23 protein-coding genes are annotated in these 23,236 nt (G+C 59.8%); 6 read left to right on the forward strand and 17 right to left on the reverse strand.

Annotated features, from left to right (window positions below):
* Positions 1-59 precede the first annotated feature (59 nt).
* Positions 60-1,106: a calcium/sodium antiporter gene (locus HBJ59_RS05135; RefSeq protein ID WP_076014453.1), complete on the forward strand. Its 1,047-nt coding sequence runs from the start codon at positions 60-62 to the stop codon at positions 1,104-1,106.
* Positions 1,103-1,483, forward strand: a complete 381-nt coding sequence (locus tag HBJ59_RS05140; protein WP_003216068.1) for a carboxymuconolactone decarboxylase family protein — start codon at positions 1,103-1,105, stop codon at positions 1,481-1,483. Before HBJ59_RS05135 ends, HBJ59_RS05140 begins: the two co-directional genes overlap by 4 nt.
* On the opposite strand, the gene HBJ59_RS05145 is transcribed toward HBJ59_RS05140, so the two are convergent.
* From HBJ59_RS05145 to kdgD, 5 genes are all read right to left on the reverse strand, one after another.
* Positions 1,480-2,421: an AEC family transporter gene (locus HBJ59_RS05145; RefSeq protein WP_167662903.1), complete on the reverse strand. Its 942-nt coding sequence runs from the start codon at positions 2,419-2,421 to the stop codon at positions 1,480-1,482. The genes HBJ59_RS05140 and HBJ59_RS05145 overlap by 4 nt on opposite strands.
* Before the next feature lie 235 nt (positions 2,422-2,656).
* The gene (garD, locus tag HBJ59_RS05150) at positions 2,657-4,210 is read right to left on the reverse strand and encodes a galactarate dehydratase (RefSeq protein WP_167662904.1); all 1,554 of its coding nucleotides are present in this window, start codon (positions 4,208-4,210) and stop codon (positions 2,657-2,659) included.
* A gap of 13 nt (positions 4,211-4,223) precedes the next feature.
* The gene (locus HBJ59_RS05155; RefSeq protein ID WP_167662905.1) at positions 4,224-5,588 is read right to left on the reverse strand and encodes an MFS transporter; all 1,365 of its coding nucleotides are present in this window, start codon (positions 5,586-5,588) and stop codon (positions 4,224-4,226) included.
* Between the two features lie 87 nt (positions 5,589-5,675).
* The gene (locus HBJ59_RS05160) at positions 5,676-7,121 is read right to left on the reverse strand and encodes an aldehyde dehydrogenase family protein (RefSeq protein ID WP_167662906.1); all 1,446 of its coding nucleotides are present in this window, start codon (positions 7,119-7,121) and stop codon (positions 5,676-5,678) included.
* Positions 7,122-7,175: 54 nt separating this feature from the next.
* On the reverse strand, positions 7,176-8,087 hold the full coding sequence (kdgD, locus tag HBJ59_RS05165) for a 5-dehydro-4-deoxyglucarate dehydratase (protein WP_003216058.1): 912 nt from the start codon (positions 8,085-8,087) through the stop codon (positions 7,176-7,178).
* Positions 8,088-8,321: 234 nt separating this feature from the next.
* On the opposite strand from kdgD, the gene HBJ59_RS05170 reads away from it, so the two are divergent.
* Positions 8,322-9,476, forward strand: a complete 1,155-nt coding sequence (locus HBJ59_RS05170; protein ID WP_167662907.1) for a phospholipase — start codon at positions 8,322-8,324, stop codon at positions 9,474-9,476.
* Between the two features lie 201 nt (positions 9,477-9,677).
* On the opposite strand, the gene HBJ59_RS05175 is transcribed toward HBJ59_RS05170, so the two are convergent.
* The 8 genes from HBJ59_RS05175 to rplM form a co-directional block, all read right to left on the reverse strand.
* A complete protein-coding gene (locus tag HBJ59_RS05175; RefSeq protein ID WP_008437251.1) occupies positions 9,678-10,427 on the reverse strand; it encodes a FadR/GntR family transcriptional regulator in 750 nt (249 codons plus the stop codon).
* Positions 10,428-10,597: 170 nt separating this feature from the next.
* The gene (locus HBJ59_RS05180; protein WP_003216051.1) at positions 10,598-11,017 is read right to left on the reverse strand and encodes a ClpXP protease specificity-enhancing factor; all 420 of its coding nucleotides are present in this window, start codon (positions 11,015-11,017) and stop codon (positions 10,598-10,600) included.
* Between the two features lie 17 nt (positions 11,018-11,034).
* Entirely contained in the window at positions 11,035-11,652 is a 618-nt protein-coding gene (locus tag HBJ59_RS05185) for a glutathione S-transferase N-terminal domain-containing protein (RefSeq protein ID WP_010170749.1), read from the reverse strand.
* A 145-nt stretch (positions 11,653-11,797) separates the two neighbouring features.
* Positions 11,798-12,577 (reverse strand): cytochrome c1, encoded by a 780-nt coding sequence (locus HBJ59_RS05190; protein WP_076014446.1) that lies wholly within the window; start codon positions 12,575-12,577, stop codon positions 11,798-11,800.
* A complete protein-coding gene (locus HBJ59_RS05195; RefSeq protein ID WP_076014447.1) occupies positions 12,577-13,788 on the reverse strand; it encodes a cytochrome bc complex cytochrome b subunit in 1,212 nt (403 codons plus the stop codon). The genes HBJ59_RS05190 and HBJ59_RS05195 overlap by 1 nt, the downstream gene beginning before the upstream one ends.
* Positions 13,788-14,384, reverse strand: coding sequence for a ubiquinol-cytochrome c reductase iron-sulfur subunit (gene petA, locus HBJ59_RS05200; RefSeq protein WP_003216040.1), 597 nt, complete (start codon positions 14,382-14,384; stop codon positions 13,788-13,790). The genes HBJ59_RS05195 and petA overlap by 1 nt, the downstream gene beginning before the upstream one ends.
* Positions 14,385-14,650: 266 nt before the next feature.
* A complete protein-coding gene (gene rpsI, locus HBJ59_RS05205) occupies positions 14,651-15,043 on the reverse strand; it encodes a 30S ribosomal protein S9 (protein WP_003216038.1) in 393 nt (130 codons plus the stop codon).
* Between the two features lie 14 nt (positions 15,044-15,057).
* Complete coding sequence (rplM, locus tag HBJ59_RS05210; RefSeq protein ID WP_003216032.1) at positions 15,058-15,486, reverse strand: 50S ribosomal protein L13; 429 nt, start codon at positions 15,484-15,486, stop codon at positions 15,058-15,060.
* Between the two features lie 248 nt (positions 15,487-15,734).
* On the opposite strand from rplM, the gene HBJ59_RS05215 reads away from it, so the two are divergent.
* Positions 15,735-16,775 (forward strand): NADP(H)-dependent aldo-keto reductase, encoded by a 1,041-nt coding sequence (locus HBJ59_RS05215; RefSeq protein ID WP_076014448.1) that lies wholly within the window; start codon positions 15,735-15,737, stop codon positions 16,773-16,775.
* A gap of 158 nt (positions 16,776-16,933) precedes the next feature.
* On the opposite strand, the gene HBJ59_RS05220 is transcribed toward HBJ59_RS05215, so the two are convergent.
* The gene (locus tag HBJ59_RS05220) at positions 16,934-18,070 is read right to left on the reverse strand and encodes an acyl-CoA dehydrogenase family protein (RefSeq protein WP_167662908.1); all 1,137 of its coding nucleotides are present in this window, start codon (positions 18,068-18,070) and stop codon (positions 16,934-16,936) included.
* 220 nt (positions 18,071-18,290) lie between these two features.
* On the opposite strand from HBJ59_RS05220, the gene HBJ59_RS05225 reads away from it, so the two are divergent.
* Positions 18,291-19,211 carry a GlxA family transcriptional regulator gene (locus HBJ59_RS05225; RefSeq protein ID WP_172834601.1) on the forward strand — a complete coding sequence of 307 codons (921 nt, stop codon included), beginning with the start codon at positions 18,291-18,293 and terminating at the stop codon, positions 19,209-19,211.
* Positions 19,212-19,334: 123 nt separating this feature from the next.
* Here HBJ59_RS05225 and zapE read toward each other — a convergent pair whose 3' ends face one another.
* The 3 genes from zapE to HBJ59_RS05240 all read right to left on the reverse strand — a co-directional run bounded on the left by zapE (position 19,335) and on the right by HBJ59_RS05240 (position 22,509).
* On the reverse strand, positions 19,335-20,429 hold the full coding sequence (zapE, locus tag HBJ59_RS05230) for a cell division protein ZapE (RefSeq protein WP_076014449.1): 1,095 nt from the start codon (positions 20,427-20,429) through the stop codon (positions 19,335-19,337).
* 78 nt (positions 20,430-20,507) lie between these two features.
* On the reverse strand, positions 20,508-21,863 hold the full coding sequence (locus HBJ59_RS05235; protein ID WP_167662909.1) for a tryptophan--tRNA ligase: 1,356 nt from the start codon (positions 21,861-21,863) through the stop codon (positions 20,508-20,510).
* Between the two features lie 16 nt (positions 21,864-21,879).
* Positions 21,880-22,509: an alpha/beta hydrolase gene (locus HBJ59_RS05240; RefSeq protein WP_167662910.1), complete on the reverse strand. Its 630-nt coding sequence runs from the start codon at positions 22,507-22,509 to the stop codon at positions 21,880-21,882.
* A 147-nt stretch (positions 22,510-22,656) separates the two neighbouring features.
* Here HBJ59_RS05240 and HBJ59_RS05245 point away from each other — a divergent pair, with 147 nt between their 5' ends.
* On the forward strand, positions 22,657-23,094 hold the full coding sequence (locus tag HBJ59_RS05245) for a YhcB family protein (RefSeq protein WP_010170781.1): 438 nt from the start codon (positions 22,657-22,659) through the stop codon (positions 23,092-23,094).
* The last annotated feature ends 142 nt before the right edge of the window (positions 23,095-23,236 follow it).

The following is a 23,236-nucleotide window of genomic DNA, read 5'->3' on the forward strand; positions in this document are numbered from 1 at the left end:
CCGACGGAGCCCTGGCCATTTCCGCATTAACCGCCCTCTCGCCCTTTAGCGTGATCGAACTGATCAGCGGCCTGCTGCTGTTGATCTTCGGAGCCGAAGTATTGGTGCGCGCCGCCGTGCGCCTGGCGGCCAGCCTCAAGGTGCGCCCACTGATCATCGGCCTGAGCATCGTCGCCTTCGGCAGCAGCGCGCCACAGATGGCGATCAGTTTGCAAGCCACCCTGGCGGACAACACCGACATCGCCGTCGGCAGTGTGATCGGCAGCAGTATCTTCAATACCCTCGTGACCCTTGGCCTGGCAGCCCTGATCATTCCGCTGCGGGTTTCGCGGCAACTGGTGCGCCTGGACATCCCGATGATGATCCTCGCCAGCCTGCTGGTGTTTGTGCTCGCCGCCAATGAAGAGCTGACTCCGGTCGATGGCCTGTTGCTGTTGGTGGCCCTGATTGCCTACCTCAGCGTGTTGCTCTACCAGACCCGCCATTCCCGCCGCCCCCGCACCCGGGACACCGTGGTGCAAGCGCCGTGGCTGAGCAGCGTGCTGCTGATGATCGGCGGGCTGTTGATCCTGGTACTCGCCGGGCATCTGGTCCTGGGCGCTGCAGTGGACGTGGCCTCTGACCTCGGGCTGTCGGAGCGCATCATCGGCCTGACGCTGATTGGCGTCGGCACTTCCCTGCCCTGCCTGGCCACCTCGTTGATCGCCGCCCTGCGCGGCCAGCGGGAAATTGCCGTGGGCAACGTGATCGGCAGCAATCTGTTCAACCTGCTTGGGGTGCTGGGTTTTACTGCCCTGGTGGCGCCCTCGCCGCTGTCAGTGTCGCCCAACGCCCTGGATTTCGACTTGCCGGTGATGCTTGGCGTGATCGCACTGTGCCTGCCGGTGTTTTATTCGGGCTACCGCGTCACTCGGGCGGAAGGCCTGGTGTTCCTGGGCCTGTACCTGGTGTACGGGCTGCATGTGGTGTCGTTCACCTTCGGCATGCCGCTGGCCAACAAGCTTGAACAACTGATGCTGTATTACGTCCTGCCAGCGCTGGTGGCTTTCCTGTTGTTCACCTCGCTGCGAGCCTGGCGCCGCCAACACAAGAGGGAATCGCAATGACCGAACAGAAAAAGCCCGGCGTTGAAATGCGCCGTCAGGTGATGGGTGATGTGTTTGTCGATCGGGCGCTGGGCAATGCCACCGAGTTCAGCCAGCCGCTGCAGGACTTCGTCAACGAGCATGCCTGGGGCAGCGTGTGGAACCGCGAAGGCTTGCCGCTGAAAACCCGCAGCCTGATCACCCTCGCCGCGCTCACCGCGCTGAAGTGCCCGCAAGAGCTCAAGGGCCACGTGCGCGGCGCACTGAACAACGGTTGCACCGTGGAGGAGATTCGCGAGGCGCTGCTGCATTGTGCGGTGTATGCCGGCGTGCCGGCGGCGATTGACGCTTTCCGCGCCGCTCAGGAAGTGATCGACAGCTACCAGAAAGACGCCTAGATCCAGCCGCCCGCCTGCAGCACGAAAATCCCGATATTCGTGGTCACCGCCGCCATCAAGGTGGTGATCACGATAATCGCGGCCGCCAGCTCATGATTGCCCTCCGCCGCCCGTGCCATGACAAAACTGGCCGCTGCCGTGGGCGCACCGAAGTACAGGAACAGAATCCCCAGCTCCGGCCCACGGAACCCCAGCAGCCACGCGCCAAAGGTAGCGAGCACCGGCAGCCAGATCATCTTCATCAGGCTGGCACTCAGGGCCATGTCCCCGCTTTTGCGCAGTGCCGCCAGCGACAACGTGCCGCCGATGCAGATCAATGCCAATGGCAAGGTCATGTCCGCCAAATATTGCCCGGAAGATTCCAGCCAGCCAGGCAAGCCGATCTGGAAATACGCGAAGGGCGCCGCTGCGATCACGCTGATGATCAATGGGTTGGCCAGCACACTTTTGAAGATGCTCCACGGGTCGGACTTGATCACCGGGCTGTACACCGCCAGCACGATGGTCGACAGGGTGTTGTAGAACAGGATCACCAGCGCCGCGAGCACCGCGCCAAGGGAAATCCCGTAGTCGCCGTACATGCTGGCCGCCAGGGCCAGGCCGATCACCCCGTTGTTACCGCGAAATGCGCCTTGGGCGTAAATGCCACGGTCTACACGCGGGCACCGAAAGATCGCCCAGCCCCAGGCCAGGGCGAAGCTCAACATCGTGGCGACGGCGAAATAGATCAGCAGGCCGGGCTTGAGGGCCGAATGCAGGTCGGCGTGGAGAATCCCGAGGAACAGCAACGCCGGCATGGTGACGTTGAACACCAGAGATGAGGCGGTGTGGATAAAGTTGTCGTTGATCCAGTTGATGCGCTTGAGCAGGACGCCCAGGAACAGCATGGCAAACACCGGCGCGGTGATGTTCAGGGTTTGTAGGAAGATAGCCAGCATGCCGGGGAGAACCTTGGGTGGGCGTCGGTAGGTGGCTAATGATATGCCACCTAGCGCCCTTATGGTGGGAGCTCGCCCTAATGCCAGTCAGTTAAGCGACAGTCCCGAGCTGTAAATACCCTGTGGCGAGGGAGCTTGCTCCCGCTGGACTGCGCAGCAGTCCCATTTTTGGGGGCGCTTCGCACCCCAGCGGGAGCAAGCTCCCTCGCCACAAAAAGCACTCTCGGTGGACAGATCAGGTAATCGGCGCCGGGTTGAACAACGTAATGTCGTTATGCAGCTTGTGCTGCTCCGCCCACGTCTGCTTCTTGCCGCTGGCCACGTCCAGATAGAAGTGGAACAACTCCCAGCCCAATTCCTCGATGGTCGCGCGCCCGGTGGCGATCCGCCCGGCGTCGATATCTATCAGGTCCGGCCAACGCTGGGCCAGCTCCGTCCGCGTCGAGACCTTCACCACCGGCGCCATCGCCAGCCCATAGGGCGTGCCGCGCCCGGTGGTGAACACATGCAAATTCATCCCCGCCGCCAACTGCAACGTACCGCACACAAAATCACTGGCCGGCGTGGCGCAAAAGATCAGGCCCTTGCGATTGAACCGCTCGCCCGGGCCAAGCACGCCATTGATCGCACTGCTGCCCGACTTGACGATAGAACCCAGCGACTTCTCGACGATATTCGACAACCCACCCTTCTTGTTCCCCGGCGTGGTGTTGGCGCTGCGATCTGCCTCGCCCTTGGCCAGGTAGCGGTCGTACCAGTCCATTTCCCGCACCAGCTCCCGGGCTACATCCTGGTTTTCTGCACGGGAAGTCAGCAGGTAGATGGCATCGCGCACTTCGGTCACTTCGGAAAACATCACCGTCGCGCCCGCCCGCAGCAGCAGATCCGAGGCATAACCCAACGCCGGGTTGGCAGTAATGCCGGAAAACGCATCACTGCCACCGCACTGCATGCCAAGAATCAACTCCGACGCCGGGACGGTTTCCCGCCGGCGCAGGTCGAGTTTCTTCAGGCGTGTTTCGGCCAATGCCATGATCTGTTCGATCATTTCGGTAAAGCCGTGGCTGGAGTCCTGCAACCGATACAGCCACGGCTCACTCAGATCCACCGAGCTGTCGTTGTCATGCATCACCTGCCCGGCCTGCAATTTCTCACAACCCAGGCTGATCACCAGGGCTTCACCGCCCAGGTTCGGGTTGCGCGCCAAATTGCGCACAGTGCGAATCGGGATGTAGGCGTCGGTGGCCGTAATCGCCACGCCGCAGCCGTAGCTGTGGGTCAGCGCCACCACGTCATCGACGTTCGGGTACTTGGGCAGCAACTCGTCCTTGATGCGCTTCACCGCATGGTCCAGCACGCCCGTGACGCACTGCACCGTGGTGGTGATGCCGAGGATATTGCGCGTGCCGACGGTGCCGTCGGCATTGCGATATCCCTCGAAGGTAAAACCCTCCAGAGGCGCCTGGGCCTCGGGCACTTCGGTGGACAGCGGCAAGCTGTCCAGCGGTGGCGCGGTGGGCATGCGCAGTTGATCTTCCTGGACCCAACTGCCGCGAGGAATCGGGCGCAATGCATAACCGATGGTCTGGCCGTAGCGAATGATCCGGCCGCCTTCGGGGATGTCTTCCAGGGTCACCTTGTGGCTTTGGGGAATGAAATCCACCGTCACCAGGCCGTCGGGAAACTCGGTTCCCGCCGGTACACCCTGGTCGTTGACCACAATCACCACGTTATCCAGCGCGTGCAAACGGATGGAGCGTGGCGAATCGGCATGTTCAATCAACTGCATGACGCGGGCCCCTTCAGGAATGCGCTTGGGAAAGTTTAGTCAGCTCAGGGCCTTTGGCCGGCGGCTCTTTGAGCACCACACGTTTGATCGGACCGACGATTACCAGGTAGCTGAACACCGCCAGCAACGCGTTGGCACCGACAAACACCAGCGCCCACTTGAAGGAGCCAGTGGTGCTGATGATGTAGCCGATCACGATCGGGGTGCTGATGGATGCCAGGTTGCCGAACATGTTGAACAAACCGCCACTCAAGCCAGCGATTTGTTTCGGCGAGGTGTCGGACACCACCGCCCAACCCAGTGCGCCAACGCCTTTACCGAAGAAGGCCAGGGCCATGAAGCCCACCACCATCCATTCGATGTCCACGTAGTTGCACGCGACAATGCTGCTGGAAATCAGCAAGCCACCAATGATCGGCGCCTTGCGGGCAAAGGTCAGCGAATGGCCTTTGCGCAGCAGGTAGTCGGAAATCACCCCGCCCAACACGCCGCCGATAAAGCCGCAGATCGCCGGCAAGGACGCGATGAAGCCGGCCTTGAGGATGGTCATGCCGCGTTCTTGAACCAGGTACACCGGGAACCACGTCAGGAAGAAATAGGTGATGCCATTGATGCAGTACTGGCCCAGGTACACGCCGAGCATCATGCGGTTGGTCAGCAACTGACGGATGTAATCCCACTTCGGGCCGTCGGTTTTCTTGCCTCTGCCCTTGTCCTGGTCCATGTCGACCATGGCTCCGTTGGCAGCGATGTGCTGGAACTCAGCCTCGTTGATCATCGGGTGCTGGCGCGGGCTGTGGATAACTTTCAGCCAGATCAGCGAGAAAACGATGCCGATGCCGCCCATCACCACAAACACGTGCTGCCAGCCGAAGGTGTAGACGATCCACCCCATCAGCGGCGCGAACAACACGGTCGCAAAGTACTGCGCCGAGTTGAAGATCGCCGAGGCCGTACCCCGTTCAGCCGTAGGAAACCACGCCGCCACGATGCGGGCATTTCCGGGAAAGGATGGCGCTTCAGCCAGGCCCACCAGGAATCGCAACATGAACAGCGCAACGATGGCGGTGGAGACACCGAATTCACCGACATAGCCTTGCAGCACGGTGAACAGTGACCAGGTGAAGATGCTCAGGGCATAGACTTTTTTCGAACCGAATCGGTCCAGCAGCCAGCCGCCGGGAATTTGCCCGGCCACGTAGGCCCAACCGAATGCGGAGAAGATATAACCGAGGGTGACCGCGTCGATGCCGAGGTCTTTTTGCAGGCTGGAGCCGGCGATGGCGATGGTGGCCCGGTCGGCATAGTTGATCGTGGTCACCAGAAACAGCATGAGCAGGATCAAATAGCGGACATGGGTCGGCTTGGTCGCTTGCATGAAGATGTACTCCCACTAATTATTTTTTTTGCGGGTAAACAAATTGTAAGCCTGTGGCGGGCACGGACCCGCCACAGGGTGTTGCCGTCAGGAACCGATGTAGCTGGTTTTCACCACGGTGTAGAACTCTTGCGCATAGCGACCCTGCTCACGCGAGCCGTAGGATGAACCCTTACGGCCACCAAATGGAACGTGGTAATCCACGCCGGCAGTCGGCAGATTGACCATCACCATCCCGGCCTGGGAATGACGCTTGAAGTGGTTGGCATACTTCAGCGACGTGGTAGCGATACCGGCCGAGAGACCGAACTCGGTGTCGTTGGCCATCGCCAGCGCCGCCTCGTAATCCGCCACGCGCACAACGTTGGCCACCGGGCCGAAGATCTCTTCGCGGCTGATGCGCATTGCGGCTTCGCTGTCGGCAAACAGTGTCGGCGCGAGGAAGTAGCCTTCGGTGTCGCACGTCACCAGTTCACCACCGCTGACCAACCGGGCACCTTCGCTCTGGCCGATGTCGATGTACTTCAAGTCTTGGTCCAACTGGGCCTGGGAAACCACCGGGCCGATGTCGGTGCCGGTTTTCAGCGCGTGGCCGACCTTGATCGACTTCATCCGCTCAGCCATGGCCGCGACGAACTGGTCGTGAATCCCGGCGGTGACGATAAAGCGGCTGGACGCGGTGCAACGCTGGCCGGTGGAGTAGAACGCGCTCTGCACCGACAGCTCGACGGCTTGCTTGAGGTCGGCGTCGTCGAGAATGATCTGCGGATTCTTGCCGCCCATTTCCAACTGCACCTTGGCCTGGCGCGACACGCAGCTGACAGCGATCTGGCGACCTACACCCACCGAGCCGGTGAAGCTGATGCCGTCGACTTTCGGGCTGTTGACCATGGCATCACCCACCACACGGCCGCTGCCCATCACCAGGTTGAACACACCGGCGGGGAAGCCGGCGCGGGAGATGATTTCGGCCAGGGCCCAGGCGCAGCCCGGTACCAGTTCAGCCGGCTTGAGCACCACGCAGTTGCCGTAGGCCAGGGCCGGCGCGATCTTCCAGGCCGGGATGGCAATCGGGAAGTTCCACGGGGTGATCAGGCCAACGACACCCAACGCTTCGCGGGTCACTTCGACATTGACGCCCGGACGCACCGACGGCAAGTAGTCGCCGGACAGGCGCAGGCATTCACCGGCGAAAAATTTAAAGATGTTACCGGCGCGGGTCACTTCGCCGATGGCTTCCGGCAAGGTCTTGCCCTCTTCCCGGGCCAGCAGAGTGCCGAGCTCTTCGCGACGGGCAAGGATCTCGGTGCCGACCTTATCCAGCGAATCATGACGCGCCTGGATGCCAGAAGTGGACCACGCCGGGAATGCAGCGCGCGCAGCGTCGATGGCGTCGTGAACCTGGGCGAGGTCAGCCTTGGCGTACTCGCCAATGACATCAGACAACTCCGACGGGTTGATGTTGGCCGAGTAGTCGGCGCCGGCAACCCACTGGCCACCGATGTAGTTTTCAAAACGCTTGGCTTGGGACACGAATTCTCTCCTGACGCAAAAAGCCGCTGATTACTCAGCGGCCTTGGTGATGGGTTATTGCGCGCCTTGCTTGTCGATCAGCGCGGCCAGGGCTTCGTATTCTTCCGGCAGCAGATCGGTCAGCGGCGTACGCACGGGGCCGGCGTCATAGCCGACGATTTTCGCCCCGGCCTTGACGATGCTCACGGCGTAACCGGCCTTGCGGTTACGGATGTCGAGGTACGGCAGGAAGAAATCGTCGATGATCTTGCCGACGGTGGCGTGATCTTCCCGGGCAATGGCGTGGTAGAAATCCATCGCGGTTTTTGGAATGAAGTTGAACACCGCCGAGGAGTACACCGGCACGCCCAGGGCCTTGTAGGCAGCGGCGTAAACCTCTGCAGTCGGCAAGCCGCCCAGGTAGCTGAAACGGTCACCGAGACGACGGCGGATCGACACCATCAATTCAATGTCACCCAGGCCGTCCTTGTAGCCGATCAGGTTCGGGCAGCGCTCGGCCAGGCGTTCCAGCAGCGGCGCGGTCAAGCGGCAGACGTTGCGGTTGTAGACCACGACGCCGATCTTGACCGACTTGCACACCGCTTCAACGTGGGCGGCAACCCCGTCCTGGCTGGCTTCGGTCAAGTAGTGCGGCAGCAGCAGCAGGCCTTTGGCACCAAGACGCTCGGCTTCCTGGGCGTACTCGATGGCCTGGCGGGTCGCACCGCCGACACCGGCAAGAATCGGCACGCTGGTGGCGCAGGTATCAACGGCGGTTTTCACCACTTGCGAATATTCGCTGGCCGCCAGGGAGAAAAACTCACCGGTGCCGCCTGCGGCGAACAAGGCAGTAGCGCCGTAAGGGGCGAGCCATTCCAGGCGCTTGATGTAGCCCGCCTGGTGGAAATCACCCTGGGCGTTGAAATCGGTCACCGGGAAAGACAGCAGACCGTGAGAGAGGATGGACTTCAGTTCTTGTGGATTCATTATTCGAACACCCTGGGCGAAGACTTTCTGTTGAGAGATTACGGATGGTTATCTTGATGTCGTACGTCATCGTACAACTATAAAAACATTCGTCAACTGCAATTCATCGACCTTCATGCGGGTCAGGCCTCAACGCGACGTTCTTGACGTAGGAATTTTTTCCTCTATGCTCGATTTAACTGTATATACATACAGTTATTACGGAAGATTCCTACGACATAGCAAGGAGCTAACATGTCAGATCTTGAACTCGCCACACCTGAAAAACGACCACCCACCCTGCGCTTCGAAGGCGGTGAACACACCGCCATTGGCGACGACACCCTGTTGCGCTTCGTCAAGGACGCCCCGGCGATTCCCGCCCGGCAGGTCGAATTGCACCTGCCCAACGGCCTGGCCCTGAGCTATGGCCAGATCATTGCCCTGGGCGGCGATTTCTATGGCATTCCCGGGCGCCCCATCAACGAGGGCGCATCGCCTGCTGACCGCGTGCAGCGCTTTACCGATGCGTTCAACTCGTTGGCGGTATTACCGGCGTCGCGAGAGGAAGCGGGCAAGATCCTCGCGGTGATGCAAAAGGAGATCAACGCGGTTAACCAGGCGATCAAGGACGGCAAGCAACCCCATGAAGCCTATGACGCGCTGGGTGACACCTTGTCCGAGGAATGGAACCGCATCACCGGCGGCGGCAGCGCCGTTTCGGCGCTGGTTCCCTTGGGGCGCTACCTGAAACTGGCGGCAGACAATGCCGATCACTTCGGCGAATGGGCCTTGGCAGCGTATCTGGCGGGGCATACGGCAGCCCTGCAACAAGCGGTCGTGGCCCATCAGACCGGCACCGATCAGGCGCTGGAACTGGCTTATGCCATGAACAGCTTTGCTGATCACTTCTTGACCGATCTGTTTTCTGCCGGCCACCTGCGGGTACCGCGCAAACAACTGGCGGCGGTGGTGACACCGGGTGAACTGGGCTCGCTGATCAGCCGCTTCATGCACGATGAAGACAGCAAATTCGGGCTCAATGTGCGCAATGCCCTGGGTGATCAGTGGCACGCCTACGGTGATAAACGCTACTTCGACAGCAGCGACGCGGCCAACCGGGCCATGGTCAAACGTGCCGTGCAGGCCTCGTCCGATGAAATCTTTGAAGCCTTTATCAGCGGCGTGGCGCCCTCCCCGGCCAACTTCAAGGCGCCGCTGTATGTGCCGGACCTGAACGCCGCACAAAACCCGGCGAACAACTTCTCACCGCTGTTCAAGGCAGAAGGCGACAAGGTGCTGCGGCGCAAGGACGTCAACAACCTGAATGACAAGCAGTGGACGAATGACTGGTGGGGTTGGAGCACGTATCTGTTGCTGAAGGACTACAAGCCAAATCAGCCGGCCTGAAAGACATGAGTTAAGCCTTGTGCATTAACCTGTGGCGAGGGAGCTTGCTCCCGTTGGGCTGCGAAGCAGCGCAAGCGAGAACACGGGGTTCTTTCAGACAGAACTCGGGGGAATGGATTTGGGGCCGCTGCGCGGCCCAACGGGAGCAAGCTCCCTCGCCACAATGAGCTTTCAAGCCACACTCTTACTTCCAGCCTGGAATTAGCCGCGCTGGGCTTCTGCCTCTTCATGGGCATGGCGCAGCCGCTCACGGCTGTTGGTCAGGTGCAAACGCATGGCCGCCCGTGCCGCATCCGAATCCTGGCGAGCGATCGCCTCATAGATCTCTTCGTGTTCGCGGCTCAGGCGGCTCATGTAGTGCTGCTGGTCATCATGGGCCAGGCGTGCCGAGTTCAGCCGCGTGCGTGGAATGATGCTGGTGCCCAGGTGGGTCATGATGTCGGTGAAGTAGCGGTTGCCGGTGGACAGGGCAATCTGCAGGTGGAACTGGAAGTCCGACGCTACCGCATCACCGGCGTGGGCTGCACTTTCGTTCAAGGCATCGAGGGCCGCACGCATGCCGGCCAATTGCTCGTCGCTACGACGCTGGGCGGCAAGGCCCGCAGACTCCACTTCCAGGCTGATGCGCAACTCAAGGATGGCCAGCACATCCCTCAGCGTCACCACGGTGGCCGGGTCGATCCGGAAACCGCTGGGGCTTGGCGTATCCAGCACAAAGGTGCCGATACCGTGGCGGGTTTCCACCTGCCCGGCCGCCTGCAATCGCGAGATGGCTTCACGCACCACGGTGCGGCTGACCCCATGGGCGTCCATGATGGCCGACTCGGTGGGCAGTTTGTCGCCCCGTTTGAGTTGGCCGTCGCGGATCTGCTCGGACAACACCGTGACCAATTCCTGGGCAAGGCTGCGGCGCTTGCGGGGAAGACGAGGGGCGGCGCTGGAGTTTTCCATGATGAATCATCTATCTCGGCGATCTGAAGCACGCATGATAGCCCATGGCGGTTGTACGATCACCGTCCTGTCATGACTTTCATCTATATCCGGCGGGGTTTTCGCCAGGCAAAAAAATACCCCGGCATCGCCGAGGCATTTTCAACACTGACCCAAGGGCCTGCGCCTTATTACTTCACCACTTTCAGGCTCGGCCGACCGCTTGGGCGCGGCGGCTCGGAATCCGGCGGCGGCACATCATCTTCGCCTTCGAGCTCGATCGCTTCGTCATCCTCAAGGGACGACTCCAGATCAAACACCATGCCCTGGCCATTTTCCCGGGCGTAAATCCCGAGGATGGCGCCGATGGGCACGAACAGCGTATGCGGCACACCGCCGAAACGCCCTTCAAAGCTGACCGCTTCATTGTCCATGTGCAGGTGTCGCACGGCACTGGGTGAAACGTTCAGGACGATTTGTCCGTCACTGGCAAAACCTTGCGGTACCTGAACCGCGGGAAACTCGGAATTGACCAGCATGTGCGGGGTGCAATCGTTGTCCACTATCCACTCATAGAGCGCGCGGACCAGGTAAGGTCGACTGGAGTTCATCAACGGCTCCTTAAGCCTTAGCGCATATCGCGTTCGACACCAGACAGACTCGCCTGGAAAGCCTCACGCGCAAACTGGCGCTCCATGTAATCAAGCAGCGGCTTGGCAGGCCGCGGCAATTCAATGCCCAAAATCGGCAAGCGCCAGAGTATGGGTAATAGGCAGCAATCCACCAGACTTTGTTCCTCGCTGAGGAAAAAAGGTTTGTCGGCAAATAACGGCGAAACACCGGTCAGGCTCTCGCGCAATTCCTTGCGCGCCTGGACCCGGGCGGCTTCTTTGCTGCGTGAATCCAGAATCAGGTCCACCAGGCCACACCAGTCACGCTGGATCCGATGGATCAGCAGGCGGCTGTTGGCACGCGCCACCGGATACACCGGCAACAACGGCGGATGGGGATAACGCTCATCCAAGTATTCCATCACCACGGTTGACTCCCACAACGCCAGGTCACGATCGACCAGGGTGGGCAAGCTGCCGTAAGGGTTCACTTCGATCAGTTTCGGCGGGTGACGACCAGCCTCCACAGTAATGATCTCTGCGCTGACACCCTTCTCTGCGAGCACGATGCGTACTCGGTGGGAATAGTGGTCGGCGGGGTCGGAGTAACAGGCCAACCGATTGGTCACGCCCATGGCGGTCCTCCTCGCTTGTTGAAATTATCGGAAGCTCAAAAACGAGCGCGCCCAGTGAGCATCTCCGTGACGCCTGGATAGACCAGACTTACCTTCAGAGATGCCGCTGGGCGCGCAAGATTAACAGCAATTACTTACGGTTGGATCAATGCACATCCTTCCAGTATTCGCGTTTCAGCAGATAGGCGAACACGAAGAAGAAGGCCAGGTACAGCAACACATAGGTACCAATGCGCTGATGCTGCAGCTTCACTGGGTTGGCCGAGTAGGCCAGGAAGGTCACCAGATTCTTGACCTTCTCGTCGAACTGCTCTTCGTTCAGCGCGCCGGTCTTCGGCATTATGGTCAGCTGATCGCACGCTTCATGAGTCAAAGGCGTACCGGTGAGCGGATCATACTGCTTCTTGCCGTCTTCGACGATTTGTACTTGCTTGCATCCTACCACTTGGCGGCCTTGCAGGCCGACCAGAACGTTAGGCATACCGACGTTCGGGAACACTTTGTTGTTCACGCCGTAGGGACGCGACGGGTCTTCGTAGAAGGATTTCAGGTAGCCGTAGAGCCAATCGGTGCCACGCACACGGGCCACCAGGGTCAGGTCGGGCGGTGCAGCCCCGAACCAGGTCTTGGCGTCGGCAGGTTGCATGCCGATGGTCATGTGGTCGCCGATCTTCGCACCGGTGAACACCAGGTTCTTGAGCATCACGTCGTGCGGGATGCCCAGGTCATCGGCAACGCGCTCGTAACGCTGGAACTTGGCACTGTGGCAGCCCATGCAGTAGTTGGCGAACGTACGTGCGCCGTCTTGCATGGCAGCCTTGTCCGACACGTCGATGTCGACTTTTTCCAGCTCTGGGCCGTGTTCAGCGGCGAAAGACAGCAGCGGCAGGGCCGCAAGAATGAATGCAACGAATAATTTTTTCATCAGCCAGTCACCCTATCCGGTACCGGTTTGGTCTTCTCGAGCCGGGTGTAGAACGGCATCAGAATGAAGTAGGCGAAGTACAGGAAGGTGCAGACCTGCGACAGCAACGTACGCTCCGGGGTCGGCGCCAATACGCCCAGTACGCCCAGGATCACGAACGAAATGCAGAACACCCACAGCCAGATCTTGCTCAGCCAGCCCTTGTAGCGCATGGATTTGACCGGGCTACGGTCTAGCCAAGGCAGCACGAACAGCACCGCAATCGCCGCGCCCATGGCGATCACGCCCATGAGTTTGTCGGGAATCGCCCGCAAGATCGCGTAGAACGGGGTGAAGTACCAGACCGGGGCAATGTGTTCCGGGGTCTTGAAGGCGTTCGCCTGTTCGAAGTTCGGTTTCTCGAGGAAATAACCGCCCATCTCCGGGAAAAAGAACACGATCGAGCAGAAGATGAACAGGAACACCACCACGCCGACGATATCTTTCACGGTGTAGTACGGGTGGAACGGAATGCCGTCCAGCGGTACGCCGTTTTCGTCCTTGTGCTTCTTGATGTCCACGCCGTCGGGGTTGTTCGAACCCACTTCGTGCAGTGCCAGGATGTGCAGCACCACCAGGCCGAGAATCACGATCGGCAAGGCCACCACGTGCAAGGCGAAGAAGCGGTTCAGGGTGATCCCGGAAATCAGGTAGTCACCACGAATCCACTGGGTCAGGTCGTTGCCGATGACCGGGATCGCGCCGAACAGCGAGATGATCACCTGGGCGCCCCAATAGGACATCTGGCCCCACGGCAGCAGGTACCCCATGAAGGCCTCGGCCATCAGCGCCAGATAGATCAGCATGCCGAACACCCATACCAGCTCGCGAGGCTTCTGGTACGAGCCGTAGAGCAAGCCGCGGAACATGTGCATGTAGACCACGATGAAGAACGCCGAGGCGCCGGTGGAGTGCAGCAGACGCAGGATCGAGCCGTACTCGACGTCGCGCATGATGTATTCGACGGAGGCGAAGGCTTCTTCGGCCGACGGGGTGTAGCTCATCGTCAGCCAGACACCGGTAACGATCTGGTTGACCAGTACCAAAAGTGCCAGGGAGCCAAAGAAATAGAAGAAGTTGAAATTCTTCGGTGCGTAGTACTTGCTGAGGTGGTCTTCCCACATTTTGGTCGCGGGAAAGCGCGCATCCACCCAATCCATGAACTTGCTCATCAGGCTTTCTCCCCCTCGTCGACGCCAATGACAATGACACTGTCAGTCTCGTAGTGATGTGGCGGAACTGGCAGGTTCAGTGGCGCGGGTTGTGACTTGTAGACGCGGCCAGCGAGGTCGTAGTGAGAACCGTGGCACGGGCAGAAATAGCCCCCGACCCAGTCCTTGCCCAGGTCCGCGGGCGCCACTTCCGGGCGGAAGGTGGGAGAGCAACCCAAGTGGGTGCAGATACCGATCAGCAGCAGAATCTCCGGCTTGATCGAGCGAATTTCCTTATCGACGTAAGCGGGTTGGTCGGAATTCTTCGAGTCGGGGTCAGACAGCTGGCCCTCGATCTTCTTCAAATTTCCCAGGATTTCCTCGGTACGACGAACGATGAACACTGGCTGACCGCGCCACTCAGCAATCATTTGCTGGCCTGGATCGATCTTGCTGACATTCACCTTCACCGGTGCACCTGCGGCTTTCGCCTTGGCACTGGGAAACCATGACCCCACGAACGGGACCGCAGCCCCCACCGCTCCTGCAGCACCCACCACGGATGTGGCTGCTACCAAGAAGCGACGCCGGCCTGCATTCACGCCGTCATTGCTCATTCAGTCCTCTCCCATCAGCTTTGTGGCCTGTTAAATCAGGCGTCTACTAAGTGTTAAATCTGAACTTATAAAAATTTTGCCGAATGGTAATGAAAAGCCCCACGTCTGACAAGGTAATTACCCCCAGCACTGGCTCCAAGCCTTTGAGTATAGGGGCTCTACGGATGTGGCAAGTTGTCACAGAGATTTTTTTACATAAATAGCAGGCAATAAAAAACGCCCAGCTCCGTGAGGAGGCTGGGCGTTTTCTGGAACGTAAAAGCGAATTAACGCTTCGAGTACTGCGGACGCTTACGCGCTTTACGCAGACCAACTTTCTTACGTTCAACTTCACGAGCATCGCGAGTCACGAAGCCAGCTTTGCGCAGAGCGCCACGCAGGGTTTCGTCGTACTGCATCAGAGCGCGAGTGATACCGTGGCGGATTGCGCCAGCTTGACCACTAACACCGCCACCGATAACGGTGACGTAGATGTCGAACTTTTCAACGGTCTCGGTCAATTCCAGCGGCTGACGAACTACCATGCGGGCAGTTTCGCGACCGAAGAAATTTTCCAGAGTGCGGTTGTTGATCGAGATGTTACCAGTACCCGGACGCAGGAAAACGCGAGCGGTAGCGGTTTTGCGACGGCCAGTGCCGTAATTTTGAGTCGCCGACATAATGAACTATTCCGTTAAAACTTCAGTTCTTGGGGCTGCTGAGCAGCATGAGGGTGAGCAGCGCCCGCATAGACTTTCAGCTTGCGATACATGTCGCGACCCAGTGGGCCCTTCGGCAGCATACCTTTGACCGCGATTTCAATCGGGGCTTCAGGCTTTTTGGAGATCAGGCCTTCGAAGTTCGAAGACTTGATACCGCCTGGGAAACCGGAGTGACGGTAGTACATTTTGTCTTGCGCTTTGTTGCCGGTAACACGTACCTGCTCAGCGTTGATGATGACAATGTAGTCACCGGTATCAACGTGAGGGGTGTACTCAGGCTTGTGCTTGCCACGCAGACGGCTGGCGACTTCAGTGGCCAGACGACCCAGGGTCTGACCAGCGGCGTCGACGACAAACCAGTCGCGCTGAACTGTTTCTGGTTTTGCAGTAAAAGTTGTCATTCTTTAATAGCCTCAGGGGCCGCCCTGTAAATTAGACGGCGGATCTTACTGAATAGTGCGTACTTTGACAAGTCAAAGGCAGCCGGATACAGACGCTATCGGGGGCTCGGGTCGGCGCGTCCGTTCAACGGCAAGATTCTTCGGCAGGCGGCGCATCACTTCCACTGCAGAAAGAGGTGGGCAATTATGCAGATTGCCAAAAAAATTTCAACCTGCTTTTATGATTGTTTTCCCTGAAGGAGTACCCGATGGACTATCGACAGCTGGGCCGAACCGATCTTAACGTGAGCGCGATAGCCTTGGGCACCATGACCTGGGGCGAGCAGAACAGCGAGGCAGAGGCCTTCGCACAGATCGAACGGGCCAAGGCCGCGGGAATCAACTTCCTCGATACCGCCGAAATGTACCCGGTGCCGCCCAAGGCAGACACCTACGCCACCACCGAGCGCTACATCGGTAATTACTTCAAAAGTCGCGGCGACCGTGCCGACTGGATCCTCGCCAGCAAGATCGCAGGCCCCGGCAACACCATCGACTACATCCGCGATGGCAGCCTCAAGCACAACCGCAAGCACATCGTCGAAGCCCTGGATGCGAGCCTCAAGCGCCTGCAAACCGACTGGATCGACCTCTACCAATTGCACTGGCCCGAGCGCAGCACCAACTTTTTTGGCCAACTGGGCTACAAGCACAAGGCCGAAGAAGACCTGACGCCGCTGGAAGAAACCCTCGAAGCGCTGGATGAGCAGGTCAAGGCCGGCAAAATCCGCCACATCGGCCTGTCCAACGAAACCCCGTGGGGCACCATGAAATTCCTGGCCCTGGCCGAAGCCCGAGGCTGGACCCGCGCCGTGTCGATCCAGAACCCCTACAACCTGCTCAACCGCAGCTTTGAAGTGGGCCTGGCGGAAATCGCCATCCGTGAGCAATGTGGCTTGCTGGCGTACTCGCCACTGGCGTTCGGCATGCTCAGCGGCAAATACGAAGGTGGCGCACGCCCGGCCAAGGGTCGCCTGAGCCTCTATAGCCGCTTCAGCCGCTACTTCAACCCGCAGTCGGAAGCTGCGTGCAGCCGTTATGTGGCACTGGCCCGTGAGCACGGCCTGGACCCGGCGCAGATGGCATTGGCGTTTGTGACCCAGCAACCGTTCGTGACCAGCAACATCATTGGCGCCACGACGCTGGAGCAGCTGGACAGCAACATCGCCAGTGCCGATCTGAAACTGTCGGATGAGGTACTGGCGGGGATTGAGGCGATCCAGAAGGATCATCCGAATCCTGCGCCTTGATTGACCCTGTGGCGAGGGGGCTTGTCCCCCGTTGGGCTGCGAAGCGGCCCCAAAACCTGCCACCTCAATCTGCCAGAAAGAATGAGGTGCTTTTATTGGGGCTGCTGCGCAGCCCAACGGGGGACAAGCCCCCTCGCCACATAGATCTCACTGCACCTTCAAAGCGCCCGCGCAATAATCTCCTTCATGATCTCATTCGTCCCCGCATAAATCCGCTGCACCCGCGCATCCGCCCAGGCCCGCGCAATCGGGTATTCCCACATGAAGCCGTAGCCACCGTGCAACTGCACGCACTCATCCAGCACCTTGCATTGCAGGTCCGTGGCCCAGTATTTGGCCATCGCAGCCGTCGGCACATCGAGCTTGCCTTCCAGGTGCAGTTCCATGCACTTGTCGACAAACACCCGGCCGATCTGGGTTTCCGTGGCGATTTCCGCCAGTTTGAATCGTGTGTTCTGGAAGTCGATGATCGCCTTGCCGAACGCCTTGCGGTCGCGGGTGTAGTCCAGTGTCCATTGCAACGCCGCCTCGGCTGACGACAACGCTCCGATGGCCACCGTCAAACGCTCCTGCGGCAACTCCTGCATCAGATAGGCAAAGCCCATCCCCGCCTGCCCCAGCAGATTCTCCTTGGGCACCCGCACATCCTGGAAGAATAGCTCCGACGTATCCTGAGCCTTCATCCCGACCTTCTCCAGGCGCTTGCCCTTGTCGAAGCCCGGCGTGTTGGCCTCCACCAGGAACAGACTGGTGCCCTTGGCGCCGGCCTTGGGGTCGGTCTTGGCGACGACAATCACCAGGTCCGCCAGGAAGCCATTGGTGATGAACGTCTTCGAACCGTTGATCACATACTCATCGCCGTCCAGCACGGCGGTGGTCTTGACCCCTTGCAGGTCGGACCCGGCCCCCGGCTCGGTCATGGCGATGGCCGTGACCATCTCCCCGGAGATCAGCTTGGGCAGGTACTTGTGCTTCAGCGCCTCACTGCCGTAATGCAGGATGTACGGCGCGACGATGTCCGAATGCAGGGAGAAACCAATCCCGGTCAGCCCCAGGCGGCTGATCTCTTCGATCACCACGGCGCTGTAGAGAAAGTCTGCCCCAAGGCCGCCGTACTCTTCCGGCAAATGCGAGCAGAGCATCCCCGCCTCCCCTGCCTTGTTCCACAGGTTACGGTCGATATAGCCCTGCTTTTCCCATTGCCCGTGGAACGGCGCCGCGTCTTTTTCGAGGAAGGTACGCACGCTCTGGCGGAAGAGTTCGTGCTCCGAGCTGAACAAGGTTCTGGGAATCATGGGTCACCTGCGTGAATTGTCGGACAAGACCGGGATCACAGAGCCTAAGCCGCGAAGGCGTCACAGGACACTGGACACATGCGACAAAAAATAAGACGATCCAGCCGTCTGGTGACCACTTTCCCCTATAAGAATAAATGAAATTATGTCTAACCAAATCTCCACGCCCTTGCGGCGCGTCAGCATTTTGGCCATTGATCGGGTATTCGCTTCAACCCTCATGCAAGCCAAGGATTTCTTCCACCTCGCGAGCCTGCGCTACGGCAAACAGCTGGGCCAGGGCCTTACTCCCGCTTTCGAAACGCGCCTGGTCAGCCCCGATGGGCAATCGGTGCGCAGCTTCAGCGATGTGATCATGCCGGTGGACGGCGGCCTCGAAAACGCCGACATCATCGTGCTCCCGGCCTTCTGGGACGACTTCGACTCACTGTGCCAACGCTACCCACAAGTGCTGCCTTGGCTGCGCGAACAACATGCCCGTGGCGCCGTGCTGTGCGGCGAAGCCACCGGCGTGTTCTGGCTCGCCGAAGCCGGCCTGCTGGACGGCAAGGAAGCGACCACCTACTGGCGCTTCTTCAACGCCTTCAGCGAACGCTTTCCCAAGGTGCAACTGAACCAGGACAAGCACCTGACCGACGCCGACAACCTCTACTGTGCCGGCGGCACCACCTCGGCCTGCGACCTCTACATCTACCTGATCGAACGCTTCTGCGGCGCCAACATCGCCCAGGCGGTGGCCCGCGACATCCTCTATGAAGTGCAGCGCAGCTACGCCCCCGGGCGCATCGGTTTTGGCGGCCAGAAGCTGCACCAGGACGTGATCATCCTGCAGATCCAGCATTGGCTCGAAGAGCACTTCGCCGACAAGTTCCGCTTTGAAGACGTGGCCCGGGAACACGGCATGAGCATCCGCAACTTCATGCGGCGCTTCCAGACCGCCACGGGCGACAAGCCGCTGCATTACCTGCAACGCCTGCGCATCGAGACGGCCAAGGGGTTGCTGTCCGGTAGCCGCAAAAGCATCAAGACCATCAGCTACGAAGTGGGCTACGACGACGCGAGCTTCTTTGCGCGGCTGTTCCGGCAGCACACCGAGCTGTCGCCCAACCAGTACCGCCAGCAGTTCCAGCAGGCGGCATAGGTCGCCCTTACTGTAGGAGCGAGCTTGCTCGCGAAGGTCGTTAACGAAAACGCGGGGCATCTGAAGCCCCGCGCTGTCATTGAGTTCTTCGCGAGCAAGCTCGCTCCTACAGGGGGCTAGCGCTTAAGGCTTGTGCGCCCGCGACAGGAACTCGTGGGACTGCATTTCGAGCAAGCGGCTCAAGGTCCGTTGGAACTCGAAGTTCAAGCGACCGCCGGTGTAGAGGTCCTTGAGCTCGACTTCCGCCGAGATGATCAGCTTGACGTTACGGTCGTAGAATTCGTCGACCATGTTGATAAAGCGCCGCGCGATGTCGTCGGTGGTTACGGTCATCTGCTCAACGCCGCTCAAGATCACCGCGTGGAAGATCTTGCCCAGTTCGATGTAGTCGTTCTGGCTGCGGGGGCCATCGCACAGTTCGCGGAAGTCGAACCAGGCCACGTCGTCGCAGGTACGCAGCGCGATGATTTCGCGGTTTTCGATGATCAACTTGTCGTTTTCCACCGCCTGGGTGCATTCCGGCGTCAGGGCACGGAAGCTCTTGCGCAGGCTTTCCTCGGCCACTTCATTGAGCGGGAAGTGGAACAGTTCGGCTTGCTCAAGGTGACGCAGGCGATAGTCGACGCCGCTGTCGACGTTGACGATGTCGGTGTTCTGCTTGATCAGGGCGATGGCCGGCAGGAAGCGCGCGCGTTGCAGGCCGTCCTTGTACAGGCCGTCGGGCACGATGTTCGAAGTGGCAACCAGGGTCACGCCATTCTTGAACAGCTCTTCCATCAGGGTGCCGAGGATCATCGCGTCGGTGATGTCGGACACGAAGAACTCATCGAAACAGATCACCCGCGCTTCATCGGAGAAGCGCTTGGCGATGATGGTCAGCGGGTTCTTTTCACCCGGCAGGGTCTTCATCTCTTCGTGCACGCGCTTCATGAAGCGGTGGAAGTGAGTACGGACCTTTTCCTTGAACGGCAGGGCTTCAAAGAAGGTGTCGACCAGGTAAGTCTTGCCCCGGCCGACGCCACCCCAGAAGTACAAGCCCTTGACCGGCGTATGGTCTTTCTTGCCAAACAACTTGCTGAACATGCCCGGCTTGTTCTGCGAGGCCTGGACCAGATCGTCGTACAGGCGCTGCAAATGGCGCACCGCAGTTTCCTGGGCAGCGTCATGGAAGAAGTCGGGGCGTTTCAGATCAGCTTGATATCGTTCTAGGGGCGTCATAATTCGTTAGCAAGGCAACAAAAACGGGCCGCCACTGTAACGACGGCCCTGAAGAATGGCAATCAACCCTTGGTCGGGTTAATCCTCGATTGGGGTCAACGCAACGCGCAAGGCTTCGATAGCGGCATCGCGCGAGGCACTGTCGGCGAACGCCGGGCTATCGGCGACGGCAGCACCTTCCAGCCACACACTGAAGCTCAGGGCCTCGCTGCGGACATCCAGCGCCTGACCCGATTGCAGTTGCTTGGTCACTGCACCTGCAGTCTTACCGTCGACAAAGTTACGCGACAGCAGCAGTTGTTCGCCTTCGGCCGCCAGCAAACGGAAGCGGAAGCTGCCGTCGTCTTCGCGGAAGCTGACAAAGCGCGCGGCTTTCGCAGCTTTCTTCTTGGTGGTGGCGGCAACGGCGACCGGGTTGACGAACGAACGCAGGCCTACCGCTTCACGCAGCTCGGCCAGGAACGGTGCAGCCACGGCGCGGGCTTTCTTGGCACCGATCAGCAGCAGGTCTTCCATGTCCGACGGGCGCGACATCAGTTGGTGGTAACGCTCACGCGCTTCCCCCAGTTGGCCGTCCAGCAGCTGGAACAGACGGTTCTTCGCCTCGCCCCAGCCCAGGCCTTGCAGCAGTTCGCCGCGGAACTCTTCTTCCTGAGCCTTGGTGGCAAAGGCCTGGTACAGGGTGAACAGGTGCGAGTTGTCCGGATCTTTCGCTTCGCCCGGCGCGCGGGAGTCGGTGACGATCCGCGAGATCGCGTCCTTCATGTCCTTGGCGCTGGTAAACAACGGAATGGTGTTGTCGTAGCTCTTGGACATCTTGCGGCCATCCAGGCCCGGCAAGGTGGCGACGCTTTCTTCGATCAGCGCTTCAGGCATGGTGAAGAATTCTTTACCTTTGCCGAACAGGTGGTTGAAGCGCTGGCCGATGTCGCGGGCCATTTCCACGTGCTGGATCTGGTCACGACCGACCGGCACCTTGTGGGCGTTGAACATCAGGATGTCCGCGGCCATCAGTACCGGGTAGCTGTACAGGCCCATGGTGATGCCCGCATCCGGGTCTTCGCCGCTTTCCAGGTTCTTGTCCACCGAGGCCTTGTAGGCGTGCGCACGGTTGAGCAAGCCCTTGGCCGCCACGCAGGTCAGCAGCCAGGTCAGCTCGGGGATTTCCGGGATGTCGGACTGGCGATAGAACGTTACCCGGTTCACATCCAGGCCACCGGCCAGCCAGGTCGCAGCGATTTCCATGCGCGAGCGCTGGATACGCTGCGGGTCATCGCACTTGATCAGGGCGTGGTAGTCGGCCAGGAAGTAGAAGGAGTCGGCGTTGGCGTCCTGGCTGGCAAGGATCGCCGGGCGAATCGCGCCGGCGTAGTTGCCCAGGTGCGGTGTGCCGGTGGTGGTGATGCCGGTGAGGATGCGGGTACGGGTCGTCATGGGTAATCGCTTGTCATCAATTCGAAAGACGTGGCAGCACAAGATCCTTGAGATCGGTCAGCTTGCCATGAAAAAAGTGTCCGCATTCTGCCACTTTCAGCAGCTCATGGGGGCGATTCAGGGCCGCGGACCAGTCGTAGACGAGTTGCGGGTCGACCACTTCGTCGGTTTCCGGCTGGATCACGGTCAATGGGCAGCCTTGTGGCAGCACGACGTTATCCTGCAGGCGCATCACGGCCGCAGCCACCATGAACAGGTGTGCAAGTTTTTCGCCCTTGGCTTCCAGGCGGCCGCCGAGGGTGGCCGCCACAAACCCACCGAAGGAAAAACCCAGCAGGGTAATCGGCAGGTCGGGATGTTTTTCACGCAGCCAGGTGGCCGCGGCTTCGGCGTCGTCGACTTCACCGGTGCCCATATCGTGCGTACCGGCGCTGGCGCCGACACCGCGATAATTGAAACGTAACGTGATCAAGCCAGCATCCCGCGCAGTGCGTTGCAGGGTCGATACGACTTTGTTGAGCATGGTGCCGCCCTGCACCGGGTTAGGGTGGCAGATCAGCGCCAGGCCACGTGGCTCGGGGTGATCCAGATACAGGGCTTCCAGTTGGCCTACCGGGCCATCGATCAAAACAGGGGTTTCACGCATCAGCAAGGAAGGAACTCCGTGACCTCTCAAGGGGTCGACTCGTCTAGCTAAAAGTCTGTGCATGGCATCATTGCGAGCTTAATCGCGGTATACAGCGCAGGTCCGAGCCGTTAACGTAAAGCAAAGCCGTTTATAGAGGAAGGACTCGTGGAACACTCGCTCTTAGTTTGGTTGTTGCCGACTCTCGCCTTGGTTGCCGGTGTCGCCATTGGATTCCTGGTTGCCCGCCTGCTGCCGAATGCCGCGCCTAACCGCACGCAGCGTCAGTTGGATGACATTCAGGAACGTTTTGACAGTTATCAGAACGAGGTTGTTACCCACTTCAACAGCACCGCGACCCTGGTGAAAAAGCTCACTCAGAGCTATCAGGAAGTACAGGATCATCTCGCCGAGGGTGCCAACCGCCTGGCCCTGGACGACATCACCCGCCAGCGTCTGCTGGCCGCGCTGCATTCCGATGCACCGCAAGCGCCACGGGAACGCCTGACCCCGCCTCGGGAAAACCAGGAACCGCCACGGGACTACGCGCCAAAAACGCCAAACGCCCCGGGGATGCTGGATGAGCATTACGGCTTGAAGAAGTAATACCTTTTCAAGCGACACTAAAAAGCCCGGCTGATTGATGATCAGCCGGGCTTTTTTTGTTTGGCTTCGTTGGTATGGGGTGGGTACATATCCGTTGCTGTGGTCGGGGCTGCTATTGGTTCCGCTCTTACAGCGGCTCACT

The organism is Pseudomonas sp. AN3A02 (genome assembly GCF_011765255.1).
GTDB lineage: Bacteria > Pseudomonadota > Gammaproteobacteria > Pseudomonadales > Pseudomonadaceae > Aquipseudomonas.

What these genes read in the sequence shown, in the direction of transcription:
- HBJ59_RS05180 (WP_003216051.1), bottom strand. Translation starts at nt 11,017, where the DNA reads ATGAACTCCAGTCGACCTTACCTGGTCCGCGCGCTCTATGAGTGGATA.
- zapE (WP_076014449.1), bottom strand. Translation starts at nt 20,429, where the DNA reads ATGACGCCCCTAGAACGATATCAAGCTGATCTGAAACGCCCCGACTTC.
- rpsI (WP_003216038.1), bottom strand. Translation starts at nt 15,043, where the DNA reads ATGTCGGCGACTCAAAATTACGGCACTGGCCGTCGCAAAACCGCTACC.
- HBJ59_RS05155 (WP_167662905.1), bottom strand. Translation starts at nt 5,588, where the DNA reads ATGCAAGCGACCAAGCCGACCCATGTCCGCTATTTGATCCTGCTCATG.
- HBJ59_RS05220 (WP_167662908.1), bottom strand. Translation starts at nt 18,070, where the DNA reads ATGATTCCCAGAACCTTGTTCAGCTCGGAGCACGAACTCTTCCGCCAG.
- HBJ59_RS05185 (WP_010170749.1), bottom strand. Translation starts at nt 11,652, where the DNA reads ATGGGCGTGACCAATCGGTTGGCCTGTTACTCCGACCCCGCCGACCAC.
- HBJ59_RS05190 (WP_076014446.1), bottom strand. Translation starts at nt 12,577, where the DNA reads ATGAAAAAATTATTCGTTGCATTCATTCTTGCGGCCCTGCCGCTGCTG.
- HBJ59_RS05170 (WP_167662907.1), top strand. Translation starts at nt 8,322, where the DNA reads ATGTCAGATCTTGAACTCGCCACACCTGAAAAACGACCACCCACCCTG.
- HBJ59_RS05235 (WP_167662909.1), bottom strand. Translation starts at nt 21,863, where the DNA reads ATGACGACCCGTACCCGCATCCTCACCGGCATCACCACCACCGGCACA.
- HBJ59_RS05145 (WP_167662903.1), bottom strand. Translation starts at nt 2,421, where the DNA reads ATGCTGGCTATCTTCCTACAAACCCTGAACATCACCGCGCCGGTGTTT.
- petA (WP_003216040.1), bottom strand. Translation starts at nt 14,384, where the DNA reads ATGAGCAATGACGGCGTGAATGCAGGCCGGCGTCGCTTCTTGGTAGCA.
- HBJ59_RS05225 (WP_172834601.1), top strand. Translation starts at nt 18,291, where the DNA reads ATGCAAGCCAAGGATTTCTTCCACCTCGCGAGCCTGCGCTACGGCAAA.
- HBJ59_RS05240 (WP_167662910.1), bottom strand. Translation starts at nt 22,509, where the DNA reads ATGCGTGAAACCCCTGTTTTGATCGATGGCCCGGTAGGCCAACTGGAA.
- kdgD (WP_003216058.1), bottom strand. Translation starts at nt 8,087, where the DNA reads ATGAATCCACAAGAACTGAAGTCCATCCTCTCTCACGGTCTGCTGTCT.
- HBJ59_RS05215 (WP_076014448.1), top strand. Translation starts at nt 15,735, where the DNA reads ATGGACTATCGACAGCTGGGCCGAACCGATCTTAACGTGAGCGCGATA.
- garD (WP_167662904.1), bottom strand. Translation starts at nt 4,210, where the DNA reads ATGCAGTTGATTGAACATGCCGATTCGCCACGCTCCATCCGTTTGCAC.
- rplM (WP_003216032.1), bottom strand. Translation starts at nt 15,486, where the DNA reads ATGACAACTTTTACTGCAAAACCAGAAACAGTTCAGCGCGACTGGTTT.
- HBJ59_RS05175 (WP_008437251.1), bottom strand. Translation starts at nt 10,427, where the DNA reads ATGGAAAACTCCAGCGCCGCCCCTCGTCTTCCCCGCAAGCGCCGCAGC.
- HBJ59_RS05140 (WP_003216068.1), top strand. Translation starts at nt 1,103, where the DNA reads ATGACCGAACAGAAAAAGCCCGGCGTTGAAATGCGCCGTCAGGTGATG.
- HBJ59_RS05195 (WP_076014447.1), bottom strand. Translation starts at nt 13,788, where the DNA reads ATGAGCAAGTTCATGGATTGGGTGGATGCGCGCTTTCCCGCGACCAAA.